This window comes from Streptomyces sp. NPDC050535, assembly GCF_044457665.1.
In the GTDB taxonomy this organism is placed as follows: Bacteria; Actinomycetota; Actinomycetes; order Streptomycetales; family Streptomycetaceae; genus Streptomyces.
This window is the reverse complement of the sequence record NZ_JBITHE010000011.1, coordinates 258,196-279,792: the sequence shown is the minus strand read 5'-3', so window position 1 is coordinate 279,792 and position 21,597 is coordinate 258,196. Positions and strand designations below refer to the sequence as shown.

The window sequence follows — 21,597 nt, the reverse complement described above, 5'->3', positions numbered from 1 at the left end:
AGGGAGTAGGTGGACCTCGGGGTCCACCAGGGGTTCCCGCGGAACACCTGGGGAATTCCGGTGGGCCCGCCCGGTGAAACCGTGCGCAACGTCCCCTCTGTCCCAGTACTTTCCCAGTACAGACGTACGGTGTTGCCGGATCGTTCCCCACTCGAATGACGTCCATGCGCACATACCGCGTACCCTTGGGTTTTGTGTTCCGAAGCCGTGCCAAGGAAGAGAAGGCCCCCGCCGACAAGGCGCTGACCGACTCCAAGCAGACCCGTGATCCGCAGGCCCCCAAGGGCCGCCCCACGCCCAAGCGCAGTGAGGCCCAGACCCAGCGTCGTAGCGTCGCCAACACGCCGACGACGCGCAAGGAGGCGTCCAAGCGGCAGCGCGGCGACCGTCGTGCCGCGATGGAGCGGCAGCGTCAGGCGCTGGCCAGCGGCGACGAGCGTTATCTGCCCGTCCGTGACAAGGGGCCGGTGCGGAAGTTCGCCCGCGACTTCGTGGACTCGCGGTTCTGTATCGCCGAGTTCTTCCTGCCGCTCGCCGTGCTCATCCTCGTGCTGAGCATGGTGCGGGTGGGCTCGCTCCAGAACATCGCGCTGCTGCTGTGGCTCGTGGTCATCCTGATGATCGTGGTCGACTCGGTCGGCATCGCGATCCGCCTGAAGAAGCAGCTCAACACCCGATTCCCCGAGCTGCCCAAGAAGGGCGCGGTGCCCTACGCGCTGATGCGCACCCTCCAGATGCGTCGACTCCGGCTGCCGAAGCCGCAGGTCAAGCGCGGAGAGCGGCCCTGAGCGCGACATCCTTCTCCGGGGGCGCGGCGGACGCCTGGCTGAGCAAGCTGGGCGGCCTGCGTGATGTCGTACGGCAGGAGCTGGTGGCCCGGCAGCTCGACGAGCAGATAGCCGGGCGGTTCCCCGTGGGGCAGCGGCTGCGGGTGCTCGACGTCGGAATGGGCCAGGGCACCCAGGCGCTGCGGCTGGCCAGGGCCGGGCATCAGGTGACCGGGCTCGAGCAGGACGCGAAGATGCTCGCGGTGGCCCGGGAGGCGCTGGCCGCCGAGCCCGAGGGCATCCAGTGCCGCGTGCGCCTCATCGAGGGCGACGGCCGCGAGACGGGTGTCCACTTCCTGCCGGGAAGCTTCGACGTGGTGCTGTGCCACGGCGTGCTGATGTATGTCCAGGAGCCCGATCCCCTGCTGGCGGGCCTGGCGCGGATGCTGGCCCCCGGCGGGCTGCTCTCGCTGCTCGTACGGAACGCCGACGCGCTGGCCATGCGGCCGGGTCTTTCCGGTGACTGGGCGGCGGCGCTGACGGCGTTCGACACCACCTCGTACACGAACCGGCTCGGCCTCGACGTGCGCGCCGACCGGCTCTCCACGCTGACGGCGACGCTCGCCGGAATCGGGGCGCCGCTGCGCGCCTGGTACGGCGTGCGGGTCTGCACGGACACCGCGGCCGACCGGGCCCCCGTCCCCGCGGACCTGGACGCCCTCCTCGCCGTGGAGGAACGGGCCGGGCGGACCGATCCGTACCGCCAGGTGGCGGCGCTGCTGCACCTGTGCGGAGTGCGGGGCTGAGGTCCGACCCGTTCGGGTGCGCACCGCAGGTCAGGGCAAGTCCCCCGAAGGGACACTTCGGGCATGGACGCTTTCCGTACCCCTACCCGTGCCCGCACCACCCGTGCCCGTCTGTACGTCCCCCTTGCCGTGTTCGCCTGCTCCGCCGCCCTGCTCGCCGGCTGTTCGTCCGGTTCCGGATCTTCGCCCGCGAAAAAGGGCACGACGACGCAGGCGGCGGTCCCGGTCGCGGCCGATGGCCTCCAGGACGACTACCTGAAGGTGATCAAGGACGTGCTGCCGTCGGTGGTGCAGATCCAGGCCAGCAGTGATCTGGGGTCCGGGGTGGTGTACGACGACAACGGGCACATCGTCACCAACGCGCACGTGGTCGGGGACGAGAAGACGTTCAAGGTCACCACCGCCAACAACGAGGACGAACAGACGGCGACGCTCGTGTACGCCTACCCGGAGCAGGATCTCGCGGTCATCAAGCTGGACAAGGTGCCGGACGGCCTGAGGGCGGCTTCCTTCGGGGACTCCTCGAAGGTCGAGGTCGGCCAGATCGTGCTGGCGATGGGGTCGCCGCTCGGGCTGTCGTCCAGCGTGACGCAGGGCATCGTGTCGGCGACCGGGCGCACCGTCAGCGAGGGCAGCAGCGGCGGCGGGACCGGGGCGACCATCGCGAACATGGTGCAGACCTCGGCGGCGATCAACCCGGGCAACAGCGGCGGCGCGCTGGTCGACCTGAACGGCAAGGTCATCGGCATTCCCACGCTCGCCGCGTCCGATCCCAGCCTCGGCGGCGGCACGGCGCCCGGTATCGGCTTCGCGATCCCCGCGTCGATGGTGACGAAGGTCGCCGACCAGATCATCAAGGACGGCAAGGTCACCGACTCGGGCCGGGCCGCGCTCGGGATCACCGGCCGTACCGTCGTCGACGACGACTACCGGGCCGCGGGTGTCGCCGTGGTCGAGGTGGAGGACGGCGGCGCGGCCGACAAGGCGGGCATCGCGCCGGGCGACATCATCACCGGGCTCGGGGACACCGGCATCACCACGATCACCTCGCTCTCCGAGGCACTCGCCGCCGACAAACCGGGTGCCAAGAGTGCGGTCACCTATACGAGGGACGGCAGCGAGAAGACGGTGGACGTGACGCTGGGCGAGCAGTAGGCGCCTCGGGTGCCGGGAGAGAACCCCGGCACCCGCTGCCACCCCCGGCCGGCCTACGCCTCCGAAGCGGCCTGCAGGCTCATCGGCCCGTAGATCTGTGTGCTGTCCTCGAAGAGGAACACCTGGTCCGCGCCGCCCTCCAGGAGCTCTTTCCACACCTCGCCGATCCAGGACTCCGCGTCCCCCTGGGTGGTGAACTCCTCGGGCTGCACCACGGGTTGGACCTCTGTCCCGTCGGCCTTCTCGAACCGCCACGTCCATGCCGCCATGTACGCCTCCCAGGTCTCAGCTCACTGCACAGCGGAAGCCGGACAAGATCCGGCTCCTGCCCGAAGCCTAGTCGGACGGGCAAGACCTGCGGGGACACGCGAAAATCAGCTCCGTGGAACTGACACTGCTCGGCACCGGCGCCCCCGACGGCCTGCCCCGCCCCGACTGCCCCTGCGCGGCCTGCGCGACCGCGCTCGGCGAACACGCGCGGGCGGCGACCGCGCTGCTCGTGGACGGCACGCTGCTGCTCGACCTCACCCCCGGCGCCGTACTGGCGGCCGCCCGCGCCGGGCACTCGCTGGGCGGCGTACGGCAGGTGCTGCTCTCGCACCCGCACGACGGCCCCGCGGTCGAGGTGCCCGCCGGGCTGCCGCAGCCGGGGCGGGTGCCCGACGGCCGGGAGTTGGCGCTGCTGACCGGACACCGGGTACGGGCGGTGCCGATGGACGCGCCCGGCACCGGGTACGCGGTGACCGGGCCCGACGGGCAGCGGCTGCTGTACCTGCCGCCCGGCGCGGCGCCCGCCGGGCTCGACGTGAACGGCGACCCGCCCTACGACATGGTGGCCGCCGACATCGTGGGGCGCCCGGACGCGCTGGCGAAACTGCGCGCGGTGGGCGCCGTCGGCCCGGCGACGGACGTGATCGCGGTGCACCTCGACCACGACGTGCCGCCGGGTGCCGAACTGCGGCGGCGGCTGGCGGCGGCGGGCGCGCGGGCCGTCCCGGACGGGACGACGCTGGACGTGGGCGTCTACGAGGACGTCCCCGACGTGCCGCGCCGCACCCTCGTGCTCGGCGGCGCCCGCTCCGGCAAGTCGCTGGAGGCGGAACGGCGGTTGGAGGCCTTCCCCGACGTCGTGTACGCCGCCACCGGCGGGACCCGCGGCGGCGACAACGAGTGGGCGTCGCGCGTGCACGCCCACCGCGAGCGGCGCCCCGGCTCGTGGCACACCGTCGAGACCTGCGACCTCGTCCCCCTCCTGGAGGCGGACGGCGCCCCGCTGCTCGTCGACTGCCTCTCCCTGTGGCTGACCGACGCGATGGACTCCGTGAACGCCTGGGACGACGCGGAGTGGTCGTGCGGCGGGGAGCGCGCGCTGCGGGCCCGGGTGGAGGAGCTGACGGACGCCGTGCGACGGACCCGCCGCACGGTCGTCGCCGTCTCCAACGAGGTCGGTTCGGGGATCGTCCCGGCCACGGCTTCGGGCCGCCGCTACCGGGACGAACTCGGCCGGCTGAACGCGGCGTTCGGGAGCGAGTGCGAGCACCTGCTGCTGGTGGTGGCGGGACAGGCGGTGACGCTGCGCGGCTGACGCCGCTCATGCCTCCCGGCGCGCGATGATCCGGTACGCGTTGGAGAAGCGGGTGCGGCGGAAGAGTGGGGCGAGCGTGTGGTCCAGCGCGGCGGCCGAGGCGAGCAGCGGGACGGACACCCGCGTCAGGGCCGTACGCAGTCGGCGCTGGAGCAGTGGCGGCGGAAGCGGGCGCCAGGGGGCGTCGAGGCCGGGGAGGATCCGGCTGAGGGCCAGCGCGAGGGCGCCCGAGAGGTCGTACGGGATGTGCGGCTCCCGGCGGTCCGTCGAGACGATCTCGCAGCCGAGCGACTCGAGTTCCGCCAGCAGGTTGGGCAGCGGCATCAGGTGGAGGTGGCGCGGCTGCCCGTACGGCACCCACCACTTGCCGAGCAGCGTGCCGAACGCGCAGTCGGGGTCCGGGACTTCGACGAGGAGCAGGCCGCCGGGGCGCAGCACCGTCAGCGCGGCGCGCAGTTCCTCGCGCGGGTCGGGGGTGTGCTCCAGGTGGTGGAACATGCTGACGACGTCGTAGCGGGCGCGCAGCCGCTCGGCGGTCTCCGGGTCGGTGAGCCGGCCGCGGTGGGCTTCCTCCACCCGCCCGGCGGCCCGCGCCTTCTCGACCCGCCGGGTGGCGTCGAGACCGTCGAAGGCGGTGTACGGATGCAGTTCCTTGGCCACCGCGGGGAAGTGCCCGTGCCCGGTGCCGACGTCGAGCCAGCTCTCCGGCTCGGGGTGCGGCAGCATCGCGCGGGCGGCGGCGAGGTGCCGGCCGCGGCCGGCGCGGGCGGCGAGGATGCGGTCGGCGAGGCTGTCGGGTGCGTCCGGATGGTCGTCCGGGTGGTCGTCCGGGTGGTCGTCCCGGTGGTGGTCCCGGTGGTAGAAGGCCACCCCCTCCGCCGTCAGCCGGGGGTTCTGGAAGGCGTGGGCGCAGTCCCCGCACTCGTCGACGACGAAGGTGCCGGGTTTGCGCTGCCGCAGGTCCGGCGTGCGGAGCCGGGTGCGCAGCCGTTTCGAGCCGCACCAGGGGCAGTCGTCCCGGCGCGGTTCGTGGAACCGGTCGGTGCCCTGGGCGAGTTCGCTCAGCCAGGCGGCCCGGCGTTCCGCGGTCGACTGCGAGGTGGGGGGCATGAGTGCTCCTGGTGCTCCTGTGGGGGGCGACTGGCCACATGACAATCCGACATAAAAGGTACGTATTGAAGGGCGATCCCAGGTGCAACGACGTGGCGCGGACGTGTTCGATCGGTGCCGGTACTCTTCGGCGAATGAGCTCGCTTAATCTCGACGACTTCACCGATCTGATCGAGCGCCCCGACGGAGGCGTCCGCCGCGACGCCGAAGCACGTCGGGAGCGCCAGATCGTGCCGCCCGGCTCGCTGGGCCGCCTCGACGAACTGGGTGAGTGGCTGGCGGCGGCGCAGGGCGCCGTGCCGGTGCGGCCGGTCGAGCACCCGCGTGCGGTGCTGTTCGCGGGCGACCACGGGATCGCCGGACTCGGCGTGTCGGCGCGCCCCCCGGGCAGCGCCGACCAGTTGGTGCGGGCCGTCCTCGAGGGTGCGAGCCCGGCGTCGATCCTGGCCCGCCGGCTCGGTGTTCCGGTGCGCGTGGTCGACATGGCGCTGGACTGTGATCCGCAGGGGCTGCCCGACGAGGTCGTACGGCATCGGGTGCGGCGCGGTTCGGGCCGTATCGACGTCGAGGACGCGCTGACGCCGGAAGAGGCGGAGGCGGCGTTCCGCGCGGGGGTCGCCGTCGCGGACGAGGAGGCGGACTCCGGTACGGATCTGGTGGTGCTCGGCGACATCAGCGTCGGCGGGACCACGGCGGCGGCGGTGCTGGTGGCCGCGCTGTGCGGAACCGACGCGTCCGTGGTCACCGGGCGGGGCGGGCTCGCCATCGACGACCTCGCGTGGATGCGCAAGTGCGCCGCCGTGCGGGACGCGCTGCGCCGGGCCCGGCCGGTGCTCGGGGACCAGCTCCAGCTGCTCGCGGTGGTCGGCGGGGCCGACCTCGCGGCGATGACCGGGTTCCTTTTGCAGAGCGCGGTACGGAAGATGCCGGTGGTCCTCGACGGCGTAGTCGCGGCGGCCTGCGCCCTGGTCGGGCAGCGGGTCGCCTTCCGGGCGCCGGACTGGTGGCTGGCCGGCCAGAACAGCGGGGAGCCGGCGCAGGCCAAGGCCCTGGACCGGATGGCCCTCGAGCCGTTGCTCGACCACGGAGTCACCGTCGGCGAGGGCGCGGGCGCCCTCCTCGCCCTCCCCCTAGTCCAGGCGGCGGCCGCGCTGGCGGCGGAGCTTCCGGAGAAGCCGACGGCCGCGACGGAGACGGAAGCGGGGCCGGAAGCGCGGGCAGAGGCGGAAGCAGACGCGGAGGCGGAGGCAGGGGCGGGCCCTGCGGCTGCGGAGCCTGAGCCTGCGGCCGAGGTCGGCGCCGAAGCGGAGCCCTCGGGCCGGGAGGCGTAACCGAGCGGCGTACGTGCGGCGCGTCCAGCGCCGGCGCGCCGTGTCGGGTTCGGCACTCCCGCCGGGTCCGGCTCTTCGCGGGGTACGGGTACGGCACTCTCCGCATCTCGCGCATCTCTGAAATCCGCCGCCCCGGCTGAGCGCCGTGGCGGCGGATTTCGGCTTGCCCCATATCATCCATCTTCATGGGAGATGCCCGAGTTTCCGGCGAGCAGGAACGGGCCGCGGCCCAGCAGGGCGAGGGGGAACGCCGGTCCACCGGCGCCTCGCGGCGGGCCGCCGCGTTCGCCGTCTGGTACCTGCGGGTCGTCACGTTCATCAACTTCCTCAGCGCCGTGTGGGTCTCCCTCGGGCAGGACCTCCGGCGGCACAACACCGACAACTACTTCACCCCGTACCTGCTGACGGCGGGGTTCGCGTCCGGCGTGTTCACGATGTTCCTGGCGATCACCATGCGGCGCCGGAAGCGGGCCGCGTGGATCCTGAACCTCGTGCTCAGCGGGCTGTTCCTGCTGCTGTTCGCGTTCGCGCTGGTGTTCCCGGAGATCCGGCGGTACCCGCAGAACTGGATCTCGTTCGTCCTGACGGCGGCCTTCGTGGCGTCGCTCGCCGTCGGCCGCCGGGAGTTCTACGCCAAGGGCGACCGGTCCAACCCCAAGCTGGCCGCGGCCGTCGGGATCGGCGGTCTGCTGGTCACCTCACTGCTCGCCGCGCTCCTGGTGACGGTCACCAACCACGCCCACGACGCGGACCGTTCGACCTTCCTGGACCGCTGGCGCTACGGCCTCCTGCGGCTCGTCTCGGTCGCCGCCGACGACGCCGGCTTCCCCGGAATCACCACGCCGAACTGGGTCAACGTCGTCATCAACGTGCTCAGCACCCTGCTGATCCTCGCCGTCTTCTACGCCGCCTTCCGCTCCCGCCGCGCCGTCGACCCGCTCACCGAGGACGACGAACGGCGGCTGCGGGCGCTGCTCGACCGATACGGCGACCGGGACTCGCTCGGCTACTTCGCCCTGCGCCGCGAGAAGAGCGCGGTCTGGTCGCCGACCGGCAAGGCGGCGGTCGTGTACCGCGTCGTCGGCGGGGTCTCGCTGGCCTCGGGCGATCCCATCGGCGACCTGGAGGCGTGGCCCGGCGCCATCGAGCCCTGGCTCGCCGAGGCGCGCGAACACGGCTGGATCCCGGCGGTGATGGGCGCGAGCGAGGAGGCGGGCACCGTCTACGCCCGGCACGGTCTGGACGCCCTCGAACTCGGTGACGAAGCCATCGTGGAGACCGCCGAGTTCACCCTCGACGGACGGGCCATGCGTACCGTCCGGCAGGCCTACAACCGGGTCGGGCGCGCCGGGTACCAGGTGCGCATCCGGCGCCACCAGGACATCCCGGCCGACGAGATGACGTACCTCCTGCGGCGCGCCGACGACTGGCGCGACGGGGCCACCGAGCGCGGGTTCAGCATGGCTCTGGGACGGCTCGGCGACCCCGGCGACGGGCAGTGCGTGATGCTCGAATGCACGGACGGGGACGGCGCGTTGAGGGCTCTGCTGTCCTTCGTGCCGTGGGGGCCGCACGGGCTCTCCCTCGATCTGATGCGGCGTGACCGCGACGCCGAGAACGGGCTGATGGAGTTCATGGTGATCGAACTCCTCAGCCGTGCGCAGGAGATCGGAATCACCCAGGTCTCACTCAACTTCGCGATGTTCCGCTCCGTCTTCGAACGTGGCTCCCGCCTCGGCGCGGGACCGGTGCTGCGGCTGTGGCGCTCGCTGCTCAGCTTCTTCTCCCGCTGGTGGCAGATCGAGTCGCTGTACCGCGCCAACGCCAAGTACCGGCCCATCTGGGAGCCGCGGTTCCTGCTCTTTGAGAAGAGCGCGGACCTGCTGCGCATCGGTGCCGCCTCCGGGCGCGCCGAAGGGTTCCTGGAGGCGCCGGGCCTGCCGAAGTGGCTGCACCGCAAGCACCTGGAGTCGCAGAGATGAGTACGCACCCGCCGCGCGAACAGATCGGGTACGCACCGGATGAGTACGCGCGGACGAACCGGTGCGCCCGCTGGGCCCGCGCCGAATGGGGGCCGCTGTACGCCGCCCTGCGCGAGGCTCTGCGGGCGGACCACCTGCGGACGATTCCCCTGACCAGCGGCGCGGTCCTGCTCACGGCGGCCCTCCAGTTCACGCAGAACCAGACGTGGGGCTTCCGGTTCGTCCAGAACATCGGCTCCGTGCGCGCCGATGACCCGCTCCCCCTCGCCCTCGCGCGCACCCCGCTCTCCCTCTTCGTACCGGCGCTGGACCTCCCGGTATGGGGCGCGCTCGCGCAGATCCTCGTCGTGTTCGCGATCGCCGAGATCGTCCTGGGCCGGTGGCGGACGCTGGTCATCGCGTACGTCGCGACGCTGGCCGGCACGCTCTACGCGCGCGTGGGCATCGCGCTGGGCCCCGACAGCCCGCTGGGGCTGCCCGCGGCGGACCGGTACGTCGTCGACACCGGCCCTTCCGCGGCCGTGGTCGGCCTCGCCGTCTTCGTGTGCCGGCGCTGTCGCGCGTACGTCACGGGCGCGGCGGTGATCGTGGCGATGCTCGTGGAGACCGTGCTCAAGGAGAACCTGGCGGGCAAGGAACACCTCGCGGCCGTCGCCGCGGTAATGCTGATGTGCGGGATCTCCGCGGCGCGTCACCGGCCGCCGGGCAGTGAGCGGACCGGCTCGTCGGGTTTGCCGCCGATCCAGTCCTGGAAGACGCGGCGGGGGCCGGCCCAGCGGCGGTCGTGGTGGTAGGTGCGCAGGGTGGATCTGGCCCGGGCGCGGGGCCGTCGGCGGTAGAAGCGCTTGGCCCAGGGTGAGCCGGGGCGGGCCAGGCGGATCGCGCCGACGATCGCGATGAACGGGATGACGACGCCGAAGACCGCCGTCCGGACCTTGCCCTTGCCCAGGGCGAGCAGGGCGAAGGCGAAGTTCACCAGGATGCTCAGGATCACGCCCCCGCGGTCCTGGAGCTCCTCCTGGCTGAGGTCGTTCACGCCGAAGGGCGCGAATCCGGCGAGCGCCAGACCCACGAGGGCCGCCGTGACCACGACGACCTCGACGCTCTGGCGTCCCGCCTCGGTCCAGTAGACGTCGTCGAGATGCAGGATCAGCGCGAACTCGTCGAGCACCAGGCCCGTACCCACCCCGAACACCACGGCGAAAACGGCCGAGCCGAAGCCGTGCCGGTTGCTGGCCACCGACCCGAACCCGCCGATCACCGTCAGCACGACGCCCGGGACCACGTGGTGGATGTGCACCCCGCCCGCCTCCATGTTGCCGAACGGGCCCTTGCCGGCCCGGATCAGCCGGACGATGACCCGGGTGATCACGAAGGTCAGCACGAACGAGGCGAGTGCCAGCAGAAGCGGCAGTTTGCCCGGCTCGACGATGTTCCGATGCAACCAATGACCCATATCGCGCACTTTATCCATGGCTGACGACAGCCGCCGCAGGCACTCCTCGTACGGCCGGATAACCTGCGCCGGTGCCCAAGCCCACCCTCGCCGACAGCCTCCGCTTCGCCTTCGGCACCCTCACCGCGCTCCCCGTGACGGTGACCCGCTGGGACCGCGAGGCGGCGCGCGGCGGGATGCTGTGCGCGCCGCTGGCCGGGCTGGTCGTCGGGGCGGGCGCGGCCCTGACGGGAGTGGCCCTGCTCGCGATGGGCGGCGGCCTGCTGCTGGCCGCCGTGGCCACCGCCGCCGTACCGGCCGCGCTCACCCGGGGGCTGCATCTGGACGGGCTCGCCGACACCGCGGACGGCCTCGGCAGCGGCAGGCCCGCCGAGGACGCGCTGCGGATCATGAAGCAGTCGGACATCGGCCCGTTCGGCGTGATCACCCTGCTCTTCGTGCTGCTCGCGCAGGTGGCCGCACTCTTCCAGGCGTACGAGACCTCCTGGGCCCGGGGTGTGCTCGCGGCCGTCGTCTCGGCGACCGCGGCCCGCCTCGCTCTCACCCTGGCCGCGCGCACCGGGGTCCCGGCGGCCCGCCCCGAGGGCCTGGGCGCGGCGGTCGCGGGCACGGTTCCGGTGCGCGGGGCCCTGCTGGTGGCGGCCGGCGTCACGATCGCGGCGGCGGGCGCGGGGGCGCTTCTGGGGACGTACGACCCGGTGCGCGCCGCGCTCGCGGTGCTCGCCGCCTGCGCCGGCGCCGAACTGCTGCTGCGCCACTGCACGCGCCGCTTCGGCGGCATCACGGGCGACGTCTTCGGCGGCCTCGCCGAGACGGCGGCGACGACGGCGCTCGTGATCCTGTCACTCGGCTGAGCCCGATTCCATACCAGGGCCAACACGGACAGTGCGTCCCATGTCACCGCGAGCGAGCGGCGGGAGATCGACGTCGGCGCCACCCCGCGGTGAACACCCGCCGGTATGAGCTGAACCGGGCCCCGAGCGTAGGCTCGACCCTGGTACTTGCCCTGCCCCGGTGAGGTCCACCCCTCAGGGCCGGATCCAGGGTCGATTGCCGGGCCCGGTCGACCCGCCCCCGTTCGGCCTCAGTAATTCCTACGGAAGCGAGATTTCACCACCGTGACTGCTCTTACTCTCAGCACCGCCGCGGCGTCCGGTCTGCGGGCCGACGCCATCGTCGTCGGTGTCGCGAAGGGCCCCAGGGGTCCGGTCGTCGCACCGGGCGCCGAGGCCGTCGACAAGGCCTACGACGGCGGGCTCGCCGGCATCCTGGAGACCCTCGGCGCCTCGGGGGCCGAGGGCGAGGTGACGAAGCTGCCCGCGCCCTCCGGCTTCAAGGCCCCGGTCGTCGTGGCCGTCGGCCTGGGAGCGGTCCCGGAGAAGGACGACACGTACAGCGCCGAGGCGCTTCGCCGCGCGGCCGGTGCCGCCGCCCGCGCTCTGGCCGGCGCGAAGAAGGCCGCGTTCGCCCTGCCGATCGGCGACCCCGCCGACGCCGGTGCCGTCGCCGAGGGTGCCCGCCTCGGCGCGTACGCCTTCGACGCGTACAAGGAGACCGGCAACGGCGCCAAGAACGGCAAGGGCCCGCTCGGCGAGGTCGCCCTCATCGGCGGCAAGCCCCGCGACGCGGCGTACAAGGCCGCGATCGCGCGCGCCACCGCCGTGACCGAGGAGCTCAACCGCGCCCGCGACCTCGTCAACACCCCGCCGAACGACCTCAACCCCGAGTCCTTCGCCGCCGTCGTCACCGCGGCCGGCAAGGAGCACGGCGTCAAGGTGCAGGTGCTCGACGTGAAGGCCCTGGAGAAGGGCGGCTACGGAGGCATCCTCGGCGTCGGCAAGGGCTCGGTGGCCGGTCCCCGCCTGGTGAAGCTGTCGTACACCTCGGCCAAGGCGACGAAGCACCTCGCCTTCGTCGGCAAGGGCATCACCTACGACTCGGGCGGCATCTCCCTCAAGCCCGCCGGGCACAACGAGACGATGAAGTGCGACATGAGCGGTGCGGCGGCGGTCTTCGCCGCCGTGGTCGCCGCCGCGCGTCTGGGCCTCGAGGTCAACGTCACCGGCTGGCTCGCGCTGGCCGAGAACATGCCCTCCGGTTCCGCCACCCGCCCCGGTGACGTGCTGCGCATGTACAGCGGCAAGACCGTCGAGGTCCTCAACACGGACGCCGAGGGCCGGCTCGTCCTCGCCGACGCGCTGTGGAAGGCGTCCGAGGAGAAGCCCGACGCGATCATCGACGTGGCGACCCTGACGGGGGCCATGGTGCTGGCGCTCGGCAACCGCACCTTCGGCGTCATGGCGAACGACGACGCCTTCCGCGCCTCGATCGTGGAGGCCGCGGAGGAGGTCGGCGAGGAGTCGTGGCCGATGCCGCTGCCCGAGCACCTGCGCAAGGGGATGGACTCGCCCACCGCCGACATCGCCAACATGGGCGAGCGGATGGGCGGCGGCCTGGTGGCCGGCCTCTTCCTGCGCGAGTTCGTCGGCGAGGGCATCACCTGGGCCCACCTGGACATCGCCGGCCCCGCCTTCAACGAGTCGGGCCCCTTCGGCTACACCCCCAAGGGCGGCACGGGCTCGGCGGTGCGGACGCTGGTGCGTCTCGCCGAGCTGACCGCGGCGGGGGACCTCGGCTAGGGCCGCGTCGGCGTCCGGTCGGGACGGCCCCGGGGTGACAAGTCACCCCGGGGCCGTTTTGTCCCCTTCCTGGGCCCGATGGGACGCGTCCGGGGGCCAGGTGGGACGCGTCACACACCGGCCCGGCGTCTCGCTCGCCCCCGACAAGTGCGAAGATGGGTTCTCGGCAGGACAGGGCCCCCACCACAGGGCCGGAGAAAGAGCGGCCGGACACCAGCCGCCGCCCGGTCGAAGCAGACCGGCGTACGGCGCACATGCATGGAGGACGTGACGTGGCGAACGACGCCAGCACCGTTTTCGACCTAGTGATCCTCGGTGGCGGTAGCGGCGGATACGCCGCGGCGCTGCGCGGAGCTCAGCTGGGCCTGGACGTCGCCCTGATCGAGAAGGGCAAGGTCGGCGGTACCTGCCTGCACAATGGCTGCATCCCCACCAAGGCACTGCTGCACGCGGGCGAGATCGCCGACCAGGCCCGCGAGAGTGAGCAGTTCGGCGTCAAGGCCACCTTCGAGGGCATCGACATCGCGGCCGTCCACAAGTACAAGGACGGAGTCGTCGCGGGTCTGTACAAGGGCCTCCAGGGGCTGATCGCCTCCCGCAAGGTGACGTACATCGAGGGTGAGGGCCGCCTCTCCTCGCCGACCTCGGTCGACGTGAACGGCCAGCGTGTCCAGGGCCGCCACGTGCTCCTGGCGACCGGCTCCGTGCCGAAGTCGCTGCCGGGTCTGGAGATCGACGGCAACCGCATCATCTCCTCCGACCACGCGCTGGTCCTGGACCGCGTCCCGGAGTCCGCGATCGTGCTCGGCGGCGGCGTCATCGGCGTCGAGTTCGCCTCCGCGTGGAAGTCCTTCGGCACCGACGTGACGGTGATCGAGGGCCTCAAGCACCTCGTACCGGTCGAGGACGAGAACTCCTCCAAGCTTCTTGAGCGCGCCTTCCGCAAGCGCGGCATCAAGTTCAACCTGGGCACCTTCTTCTCGAAGGCCGAGTACACCGCCAACGGTGTCAAGGTCACCCTCGCCGACGGCAAGGAGTTCGAGGCCGAGGTACTGCTCGTCGCCGTCGGCCGCGGCCCGGTCTCGCAGGGCCTGGGCTACGAGGAGCAGGGCGTCGCGCTCGACCGCGGCTACGTCCTGGTCGACGAGTACATGCGCACTAACGTTCCGACCATCTCCGCCGTCGGTGACCTGGTCCCGACGCTCCAGCTCGCGCACGTCGGCTTCGCCGAGGGCATCCTGGTGGCGGAGCGTCTGGCCGGTCTCAAGACCGTTCCGATCGACTACGACGGTGTCCCCCGGGTGACGTACTGCCACCCGGAGGTCGCCTCCGTGGGTATCACCGAGGCCAAGGCCAAGGAGATCTACGGCGCGGACAAGGTCGTCGCTCTGAAGTACAACCTCGCGGGCAACGGCAAGAGCAAGATCCTCAACACCTCGGGCGAGATCAAGCTCGTCCAGGTGAAGGACGGTGCCGTGGTCGGCGTCCACATGGTCGGTGACCGTATGGGCGAGCAGGTCGGCGAAGCCCAGTTGATCTACAACTGGGAGGCGCTGCCGGCCGAGGTCGCCCAGCTCATCCACGCCCACCCGACGCAGAACGAGGCACTCGGCGAGGCCCACCTGGCCCTCGCGGGCAAGCCGCTGCACTCGCACGACTGATCAGCCGCCACTGGCTGCACATCAGTCACCGCGTCGCACCTGGGCGCGACGACCACAGACTTCCGCACCATCGTTAAGGAGCAACAGAAACCATGGCGGTTTCCGTAACCCTTCCGGCGCTCGGTGAGAGCGTCACCGAAGGCACTGTCACCCGTTGGCTGAAGGCCGAGGGCGAGCGCGTCGAGGCCGACGAGCCGCTGCTGGAGGTGTCGACCGACAAGGTCGACACCGAGATCCCCTCGCCCGTCGCCGGTGTGCTCGCATCCATCAAGGTCGCCGAGGACGAGACGGTGGAGGTCGGCGCCGAGCTGGCCGTCATCGACGACGGCACGGGTGCGCCCGAGGCCGCCCCGGCTCCGGCCGCGGAGCCCGCTCCGGCCGCCGAGGAGGCCCCGGCCGCCGAGCCGGAGCCCGCCCCGCAGGCCGCTCCCTCGACCGAGGCCGAGGCACCCGCGCCCGCCCCCACCGCCGAGGCCGCGTCCGGCGGCGGTTCCGCCGAGGGCACCGACGTCGTGCTGCCCGCACTGGGCGAGTCGGTCACCGAGGGCACCGTCACCCGCTGGCTGAAGGAGGTCGGCGAAGAGGTCGCGGAGGACGAGCCGCTGCTCGAGGTCTCCACGGACAAGGTCGACACCGAGATCCCCTCGCCGGTCGCCGGCGTGCTGCTCGAGATCGTGGTCGGCGAGGACGAGACCGCTGAGGTCGGCGCCAAGCTGGCCGTCGTCGGCGCTCCCGGCTCGGCTCCGGCCGCGGCTGCCCCGGCGGCTCCGGCCGCTCCCGCCGCCGCTGCCCCGGCCGCCCCCGAGGCTCCCGCGCCGGCTCCGGCCGCGCCTGCCGCTCCGGCTCCGGCCCCCGCTGCTCCGGCCGCGCCGGCCGCTGCCGCCCCGGCTCCGGCCCAGCCCGCCGCCCCGGCGCCCGCCAAGGCCGCGCCCGCCGCCCCCGCGGCGGAGCCGGCCAAGGCGGCACAGTCCCCGGCCCCGGCACCCGCCGCGACCTCCGGTGACGACGGCGCCTACGTGACCCCGCTGGTGCGCAAGCTCGCCGCCGAGAACAGCGTCGACCTGTCCACCGTCAAGGGCACCGGCGTCGGCGGCCGTATCCGCAAGCAGGACGTCATCGCCGCCGCCGAGGCCGCGAAGGCCGCCGCCGCCGCGCCGGCTCCGGCCGCCGCCGCCCCGGCCGCCGCCAAGAAGGCGCCGACCCTGGAGGTCTCTCCGCTGCGCGGACAGACCGTCAAGATGCCCCGCATCCGCAAGGTCATCGGCGACAACATGGTGAAGGCCCTGCACGAGCAGGCCCAGCTCTCCTCGGTCGTCGAGGTCGACGTCACCCGCCTGATGAAGCTCCGCGGAAAGGCGAAGGACTCCTTCGCGGCCCGCGAGGGCGTCAAGCTCTCCCCGATGCCGTTCTACGTGAAGGCGGCGGCCCAGGCGCTGAAGGCCCACCCTGCCGTCAACGCCCGGATCAACGTCGAAGAGGGCACGATCACCTACTTCGACACCGAGAGCATCGGTATCGCGGTGGACTCCGAGAAGGGCCTGATGACCCCGGTCATCAAGCACGCGGGCGATCTGAACATCGCCGGTATCGCCAAGGCCACCGCCGACCTGGCGGGCAAGGTCCGGGCGAACAAGATCACCCCGGACGAGCTGTCCGGCGCGACCTTCACCATCTCCAACACCGGCTCGCGCGGCGCGCTCTTCGACACGATCATCGTGCCGCCGAACCAGGTCGCGATCCTGGGCATCGGTGCCACGGTCAAGCGTCCGGCCGTCATCGAGACGGAGGAGGGTACGGTCATCGGCGTCCGCGACATGACGTACCTGACGCTCTCCTACGACCACCGTCTGGTGGACGGCGCCGACGCGGCCCGTTACCTGACCGCGGTCAAGGCGATCCTGGAGGCGGGCGAGTTCGAGGTCGAGCTCGGCCTGTAGCCCCACCGCTCGTAAGGCGCCCCCGTCCGGAACCCTCCGGGCGGGGGCGCCGCGTTTCCAGGCCCGGGCCGAGCGCGGTTTACCACCGCCGCCATCGCCCGGCGAAGGCCTAACCCGTGCCGTCGACCCTTCATGTCACCACCCTGAGGTGCCCGGGGGGGAGCCTGTTCCGGCACCCCATCTGTCCACCGCCACTTCGTACGGGGCCCGCGGGTTTCTCGGGGTGACAGGGACGTGACCCCTTCGCACCGCACCCGGTACGGGTCTTTACAGGTGGGCCGGCTCTGACAGCGTGTAAGTCTCGTCTCACCTGCGCGAAAGCGCCCCCGTGCGCCTCTCGTCGGCGTGAGGTCGGCCTTATTGTCTAATGGTCAAACGCCCCTGGGGCCGGTACGCCCCCAGCAAAGGAGCCCTCATGACCGCGCCCGTCGTCCACTCGCTCCGCGAGCAGATCCGCGAGCACATCGTGGAGGGGATCGTCAGCGGGCGCTGGAAGCCGGGCGAGCGGATCGTGGAGCGGCGGATCGCGACCGAGCTGGAGGTCAGCCAGACGCCGGTGCGTGAGGCGCTGCGCGAGCTGGAGTCGCTGCGGCTGATCGAGTCGGCCCCCAACAAGGGCGTACGGGTGCGGAATCTGACCGCCGCCGACCTGGAGGAGAGCTACCCCGTGCGGGCCGGTCTCGAGGCCATCGCGGCGGAACTGGCGGCCGAGCGGCTCGCCCTGGACTGCTCGGCCCTGGAGCCGCATGTCGCGGCGCTCTACCAGGCCGACCGGCTGGCCGACGGCACCGGCCAGGTCCGGCACACCGTCGCCTTCCACCGGGAAATGGTCCGAGCTGCCGGGAACTCGGTCCTCCTGCACACCTGGGAGGGCCTGGGCATCGAGGTGTTCACGGCTCTGTCGATCCGCTGGCTGGGGACCGTACAGCAGTCGTACGCGGAGGAACACGAGGCGCTCGTGGACGCGTTCCGGCGGCGGGATCCGCTGATCGCCGACCTCGTCAAGGCGCATGTGCTCGGCTGCGCGCCACGGCCGTGACCCTGTGAGCGCACCCCCGCTCACCTGCGGAAACCCTTCGAATTCAAGGCACCCCGTGCCCGTCGGCGAGGCACCGCGTGCCTACTTTCTCGTGATCAAGAGATTTTCTCCCTGAACCCTTTGATCGATCATCGATCAGGGAGTTACAGTCTCAGCGGGCTCCCACCAGAGCCCGCCGCCCTGTCCTGCCAAAGACACAAGGGCACCCGAAAACCCCTTACCGACGAGGGAACCACCCTCCGCATCCGGAAGGCGGCGCAATGACCGACCCCACCGCAATCCAGCCGAGCGAGCTCGACCAGCTCCCGGACCGCGACCCCGAGGAGACCGCCGAATGGCAGGCCTCCCTGGACGCCGTCACCAAGGCGGCCGGGCCGCACCGTGCCGCGTACCTGATGCGCCGCACGCTGGAGCGCGCCGAGGGCAACGGTCTCGCGCTGCCCAAGCTGCTTGAGACCGACTACGTCAACACCATCCCCACCGCCGCCGAGCCCGTCGTGGACGGCGACGAGGCGATGGAGAACCGGATCACCGCGTGGAACCGCTGGAACGCGGCCGCGATGGTGACCCGGGGCAGCAAGTACGGCGTCGGCGGCCACATCGCCACCTTCGCCTCCGCGGCCTGGCTCTACGAGACGGGCTTCAACCACTTCTTCAAGGGCAAGGAATCCCAGGATTCCCCCGGGTCCGGCGACCAGCTCTACATCCAGGGCCACGCCTCCCCCGGCATCTACGCCCGCGCCTTCCTCGACGGCCGGCTGACCGAGCACCACCTCGACCACTTCCGCCGGGAGTCCGGCGGCGAGGGGCTGCCGTCCTACCCGCACCCGCGCAGGCTGCCCTGGCTGTGGGAGTTCCCGACCGTGTCGATGGGGCTCGGCCCGCTCTCCGCGATCTACCAGGCCCGCTTCAACCGCTACCTCACCAACCGCGGCATCAAGGACCTGTCCGCGTCCCACGTGTGGGCGTTCCTCGGTGACGGCGAGATGGACGAGCCGGAGTCGACGGCGGCACTCGCGCTGGCCTCCCGCGAGGGTCTGGACAACCTGACCTTCGTCATCAACTGCAACCTCCAGCGCCTCGACGGCCCGGTCCGCGCCAACTTCAAGATCGTGCAGGAGCTGGAGGCCCAGTTCCGCGGCGCCGGCTGGAACGTCGTGAAGTCGCTGTGGGGTTCCGCCTGGGACGAGCTGTTCCAGCTCGACACCACGGGCGCGCTCGTACGCCGGCTGCGCGAGGTACCCGACGCCCAGGTGCAGACGTACCAGACGCGTGACGCGGCCTACATCCGCCAGGACTTCTTCGGCAAGGACCCGGCACTCGCCGAGATGGCGAAGCTGCTGTCCGACGACAAGATCCTCGAGTGTTTCCACCTCTCACGCGGTGGTCACGAGGCGCGCAAGGTGTACGCGGCCTACAAGGCGGCCGTCGAGCACAAGGGCGCGCCCACCGTGATCCTCGCCCAGACGGTCAAGGGCCACACGCTCGGCGAGGGCTTCGCGTCGAAGAACGCCAACCACCAGATGAAGAAGCTGACGGTGGACGAGTTCAAGCAGATGCGTGACCTGCTCGAACTGCCCATCTCCGACAGCCAGTTCGTCGACGGTGTGGTCCCCTACGGCCACCCGGGCGCCGACTCCCCCGAGGTTCGCTACCTCCAGGAGCGCCGCGCCGCCCTCGGCGGTCCGGCCCCGGCCCGCCGTACGCACCCGCTCGCCCCGCTGCCCGCCCCCGCCGAGAAGGCGTTCACGTCCTTCGACAAGGGCTCCGGCTCGCAGAACGTGGCGACGACCATGGCGTTCGTCCGACTCGTCAAGGACCTGGTCCGCGACAAGCAGACCGGTAGGCGCTGGGTGCCGATCGTCCCCGACGAGGCCCGCACCTTCGGCATGGAGAGCCTCTTCCCCTCCCTCGGCATCTACTCGCCCAAGGGCCAGACGTACGAGCCGGTCGACCGCGACCAGCTGATGTACTACAAGGAGGCCAAGGACGGCCAGATCCTCAACGAGGGGATCACCGAGGCCGGTTCCATGGCGGACTTCATCGCCGCGTCCACCGCGTACTCCACGCACGGTGAGGCGATGATCCCCTTCTACATCTTCTACTCGATGTTCGGCTGGCAGCGCACGGCCGACCAGATGTGGCAGCTCGGCGACCAGCTCGGCCGCGGCTTCCTGGTCGGCGCCACGGCCGGCCGTACGACGCTGACCGGTGAGGGCCTCCAGCACGCCGACGGCCACTCCCCCGTCATCGCGGCGACCAACCCGGCGGCGATGTCGTACGACCCGGCGTTCGCCTACGAGGTCGCGGTGATCGTCAAGGACGGTCTGCGCCGGATGTACGGCGAGGCGGCGCCCGGCGAGGACCAGAACGTCTTCTACTACCTGACGGTCTACAACGAGCCGATCCCGCAGCCCGCCAAACCGGCCGGACCCGGCATCGACGAGGGCATCGTCAAGGGCCTGTACCGCTTCAACACGGCCGAGTCGGCGGGTCTCTCCCCGGCTGCCAACGCCGCCCGTGTCCAGCTCGTCGGCTCCGGCACGGCGATCCACTGGACCCTCGCGGCGCAGAAGCTGCTCGCCGAGGAGTGGGGGGTGGCCGCCGACGTGTGGTCCGCGACCTCCTGGACCGAGCTGCGGCGCGACGCCCTGGACGCGGACGCGGCGCTGCTGCGCGGCGAGGAGCGGGTGCCGTACGTACGGCGGGCGCTGCACGGCGCCGAGGGCCCGGTCCTCGCGGTCTCCGACTACATGCGCCAGGTCCCGGACCAGATCGCGCAGTGGGTCGAGCAGGACTACTCCTCGCTCGGTGCCGACGGCTTCGGTCTGTCCGACACCCGTGACGCCGCGCGCCGCCACTTCGGCGTCGACGCGGAGTCGATCGTCGTCGCGGCGCTGGCGCAGCTCGCGCGGCGTGGCGAGGTCAGGGCCACCGCGGTGAAGGAAGCGCGGGAGCGCTACGGCCTGTAGGTTCCGGCGTTCTGAGGCGAAGGGGTACGGCGGCTGCCGTGCCCCTTCGCTGTCGGTGGGGCCCGGCATCATGGACGTATGCGCGCTGCCCGCCTGATCAAGATGGTGCTGCTGCTCCAGTCCCGGCCCTCGATGACCGCCGCCGAGCTGGCGCGGGAGCTCGAGGTGTCCGAGCGGACGGTCACACGGGACGCGCAGGCGCTGACCGAGGCGGGCGTCCCGGTGTACGCGGACCGCGGGCGGACCGGCGGATACCGCCTGGTCGGGGGTTACCGGACCCGGCTGACCGGGCTGGCTCGCGGTGAGGCGGAGGCGCTGTTCCTGAGCGGGGTGCCGGGGGCGCTGCGCGAGATGGGGCTCGAGGACGCGGCCTCGGCGGCCCGGCTGAAGGTGTCCGCGGCGCTGCTCCCGTCCCTGCGGGACGCCTCGCGGACGGCCGCGCAGCGGTTCCATCTGGACGCGCCCGCCTGGTTCAGCGAACCGAAGGCACCCGGGCTGCTGCCCGCGGTCGCGGACGCGGTGTGGGACGACCGGCGGATCACCGCGCGCTACCGGCGCGGAGCGGCCGAGGTGGAGCGGACGCTCGAACCGTACGGACTCGTGCTGAAGGCGGGCGTCTGGTACCTGTGCGCGCGGGTTCCCGAGGCGGGGACCTTCCGGGTGTACCGGATCGACCGGTTCACGGCGGTGGACGGCTCCCAGGACCGCTTCGGCCGGGACGAGGGTTTCGACCTGCCGGGGTTCTGGGAGGAGCGGGCCGAGGAGTTCGCCCGGTCGATCCTGCGGGCGGAGGTGGTCGTCCGGCTGTCCCCGGCGGGCGTGCGGAGACTGCCGTACGCCGTCGATCCCACGGCCGCGCGCGAGGCGCTGTCCGCCGGTTCCACGCCCGACGGCATGGGCCGGGTGACCGTGACCCTCGGCGTCGAGTCCGAGGAGATCGCCCACAGTCAGCTCACCGGGCTCGGGCCGGAGGCGGAGGTGCTGTCCCCGGCGGCGCTGCGTGACCGCTTCGCCGAGGACGCGGCCCGGCTGGCGGCGCTGTACGGGTGACCTGGCCGCCACGAGTTCACGCCGCCCTTGAAATCCGTACGAACCCGGTGGTTCCCCCTTCGGCGTGGGCACGCATAACAATCTGCGGCACTCCGCGTGCGTCCCTC

17 protein-coding genes are annotated in these 21,597 nt (G+C 72.0%); 14 read left to right on the top strand and 3 right to left on the bottom strand.

Annotated features, from left to right (window positions below; genetic code table 11):
* Positions 1-164 precede the first annotated feature (164 nt).
* From ACIBLC_RS25105 to ACIBLC_RS25095, 3 genes are all read left to right on the top strand, one after another.
* The gene (locus ACIBLC_RS25105; RefSeq protein ID WP_399213412.1) at positions 165-788 is read left to right on the top strand and encodes a DUF3043 domain-containing protein; all 624 of its coding nucleotides are present in this window, start codon (positions 165-167) and stop codon (positions 786-788) included.
* An 83-nt stretch (positions 789-871) separates the two neighbouring features.
* Positions 872-1,573 (top strand): class I SAM-dependent methyltransferase, encoded by a 702-nt coding sequence (locus tag ACIBLC_RS25100; RefSeq protein WP_399213411.1) that lies wholly within the window; start codon positions 872-874, stop codon positions 1,571-1,573.
* Positions 1,574-1,636: 63 nt separating this feature from the next.
* Positions 1,637-2,728, top strand: coding sequence for a S1C family serine protease (locus ACIBLC_RS25095; RefSeq protein ID WP_399213410.1), 1,092 nt, complete (start codon positions 1,637-1,639; stop codon positions 2,726-2,728).
* Between the two features lie 53 nt (positions 2,729-2,781).
* Here ACIBLC_RS25095 and ACIBLC_RS25090 read toward each other — a convergent pair whose 3' ends face one another.
* A complete protein-coding gene (locus ACIBLC_RS25090; RefSeq protein ID WP_365445494.1) occupies positions 2,782-2,997 on the bottom strand; it encodes a hypothetical protein in 216 nt (71 codons plus the stop codon).
* Between the two features lie 113 nt (positions 2,998-3,110).
* Here ACIBLC_RS25090 and ACIBLC_RS25085 point away from each other — a divergent pair, with 113 nt between their 5' ends.
* A complete protein-coding gene (locus tag ACIBLC_RS25085) occupies positions 3,111-4,313 on the top strand; it encodes a bifunctional adenosylcobinamide kinase/adenosylcobinamide-phosphate guanylyltransferase (RefSeq protein ID WP_399213409.1) in 1,203 nt (400 codons plus the stop codon).
* Positions 4,314-4,319: 6 nt separating this feature from the next.
* On the opposite strand, the gene ACIBLC_RS25080 is transcribed toward ACIBLC_RS25085, so the two are convergent.
* A complete protein-coding gene (locus ACIBLC_RS25080; RefSeq protein ID WP_399213408.1) occupies positions 4,320-5,423 on the bottom strand; it encodes a class I SAM-dependent methyltransferase in 1,104 nt (367 codons plus the stop codon).
* A 134-nt stretch (positions 5,424-5,557) separates the two neighbouring features.
* Between ACIBLC_RS25080 and cobT the strand changes: the two genes are divergently transcribed.
* The 3 genes from cobT to ACIBLC_RS25065 all read left to right on the top strand — a co-directional run bounded on the left by cobT (position 5,558) and on the right by ACIBLC_RS25065 (position 9,530).
* Positions 5,558-6,754, top strand: coding sequence for a nicotinate-nucleotide--dimethylbenzimidazole phosphoribosyltransferase (cobT, locus tag ACIBLC_RS25075; RefSeq protein WP_399213407.1), 1,197 nt, complete (start codon positions 5,558-5,560; stop codon positions 6,752-6,754).
* 185 nt (positions 6,755-6,939) lie between these two features.
* Positions 6,940-8,736, top strand: a complete 1,797-nt coding sequence (locus tag ACIBLC_RS25070; RefSeq protein ID WP_399213406.1) for a phosphatidylglycerol lysyltransferase domain-containing protein — start codon at positions 6,940-6,942, stop codon at positions 8,734-8,736.
* The gene (locus ACIBLC_RS25065) at positions 8,733-9,530 is read left to right on the top strand and encodes a hypothetical protein (protein WP_399213405.1); all 798 of its coding nucleotides are present in this window, start codon (positions 8,733-8,735) and stop codon (positions 9,528-9,530) included. The genes ACIBLC_RS25070 and ACIBLC_RS25065 overlap by 4 nt, the downstream gene beginning before the upstream one ends.
* Here the strand turns inward: ACIBLC_RS25065 and ACIBLC_RS25060 are convergent.
* Positions 9,428-10,192, bottom strand: coding sequence for a hypothetical protein (locus ACIBLC_RS25060; protein WP_399213404.1), 765 nt, complete (start codon positions 10,190-10,192; stop codon positions 9,428-9,430). The genes ACIBLC_RS25065 and ACIBLC_RS25060 overlap by 103 nt on opposite strands.
* Before the next feature lie 71 nt (positions 10,193-10,263).
* On the opposite strand from ACIBLC_RS25060, the gene ACIBLC_RS25055 reads away from it, so the two are divergent.
* From ACIBLC_RS25055 to ACIBLC_RS25025, 7 genes are all read left to right on the top strand, one after another.
* Positions 10,264-11,046 (top strand): adenosylcobinamide-GDP ribazoletransferase, encoded by a 783-nt coding sequence (locus tag ACIBLC_RS25055; protein WP_399213403.1) that lies wholly within the window; start codon positions 10,264-10,266, stop codon positions 11,044-11,046.
* A 264-nt stretch (positions 11,047-11,310) separates the two neighbouring features.
* A complete protein-coding gene (locus ACIBLC_RS25050) occupies positions 11,311-12,831 on the top strand; it encodes a leucyl aminopeptidase (RefSeq protein ID WP_399213402.1) in 1,521 nt (506 codons plus the stop codon).
* A 272-nt stretch (positions 12,832-13,103) separates the two neighbouring features.
* A complete protein-coding gene (gene lpdA, locus ACIBLC_RS25045) occupies positions 13,104-14,492 on the top strand; it encodes a dihydrolipoyl dehydrogenase (RefSeq protein WP_399213401.1) in 1,389 nt (462 codons plus the stop codon).
* Positions 14,493-14,584: 92 nt separating this feature from the next.
* On the top strand, positions 14,585-16,429 hold the full coding sequence (sucB, locus tag ACIBLC_RS25040) for a 2-oxoglutarate dehydrogenase, E2 component, dihydrolipoamide succinyltransferase (RefSeq protein ID WP_399213400.1): 1,845 nt from the start codon (positions 14,585-14,587) through the stop codon (positions 16,427-16,429).
* A gap of 415 nt (positions 16,430-16,844) precedes the next feature.
* On the top strand, positions 16,845-17,468 hold the full coding sequence (locus ACIBLC_RS25035; protein ID WP_399213399.1) for a GntR family transcriptional regulator: 624 nt from the start codon (positions 16,845-16,847) through the stop codon (positions 17,466-17,468).
* 260 nt (positions 17,469-17,728) lie between these two features.
* On the top strand, positions 17,729-20,440 hold the full coding sequence (gene aceE / locus ACIBLC_RS25030) for a pyruvate dehydrogenase (acetyl-transferring), homodimeric type (RefSeq protein ID WP_399213398.1): 2,712 nt from the start codon (positions 17,729-17,731) through the stop codon (positions 20,438-20,440).
* A gap of 78 nt (positions 20,441-20,518) precedes the next feature.
* On the top strand, positions 20,519-21,490 hold the full coding sequence (locus ACIBLC_RS25025; RefSeq protein ID WP_399213397.1) for a helix-turn-helix transcriptional regulator: 972 nt from the start codon (positions 20,519-20,521) through the stop codon (positions 21,488-21,490).
* Positions 21,491-21,597: the final 107 nt, after the last annotated feature.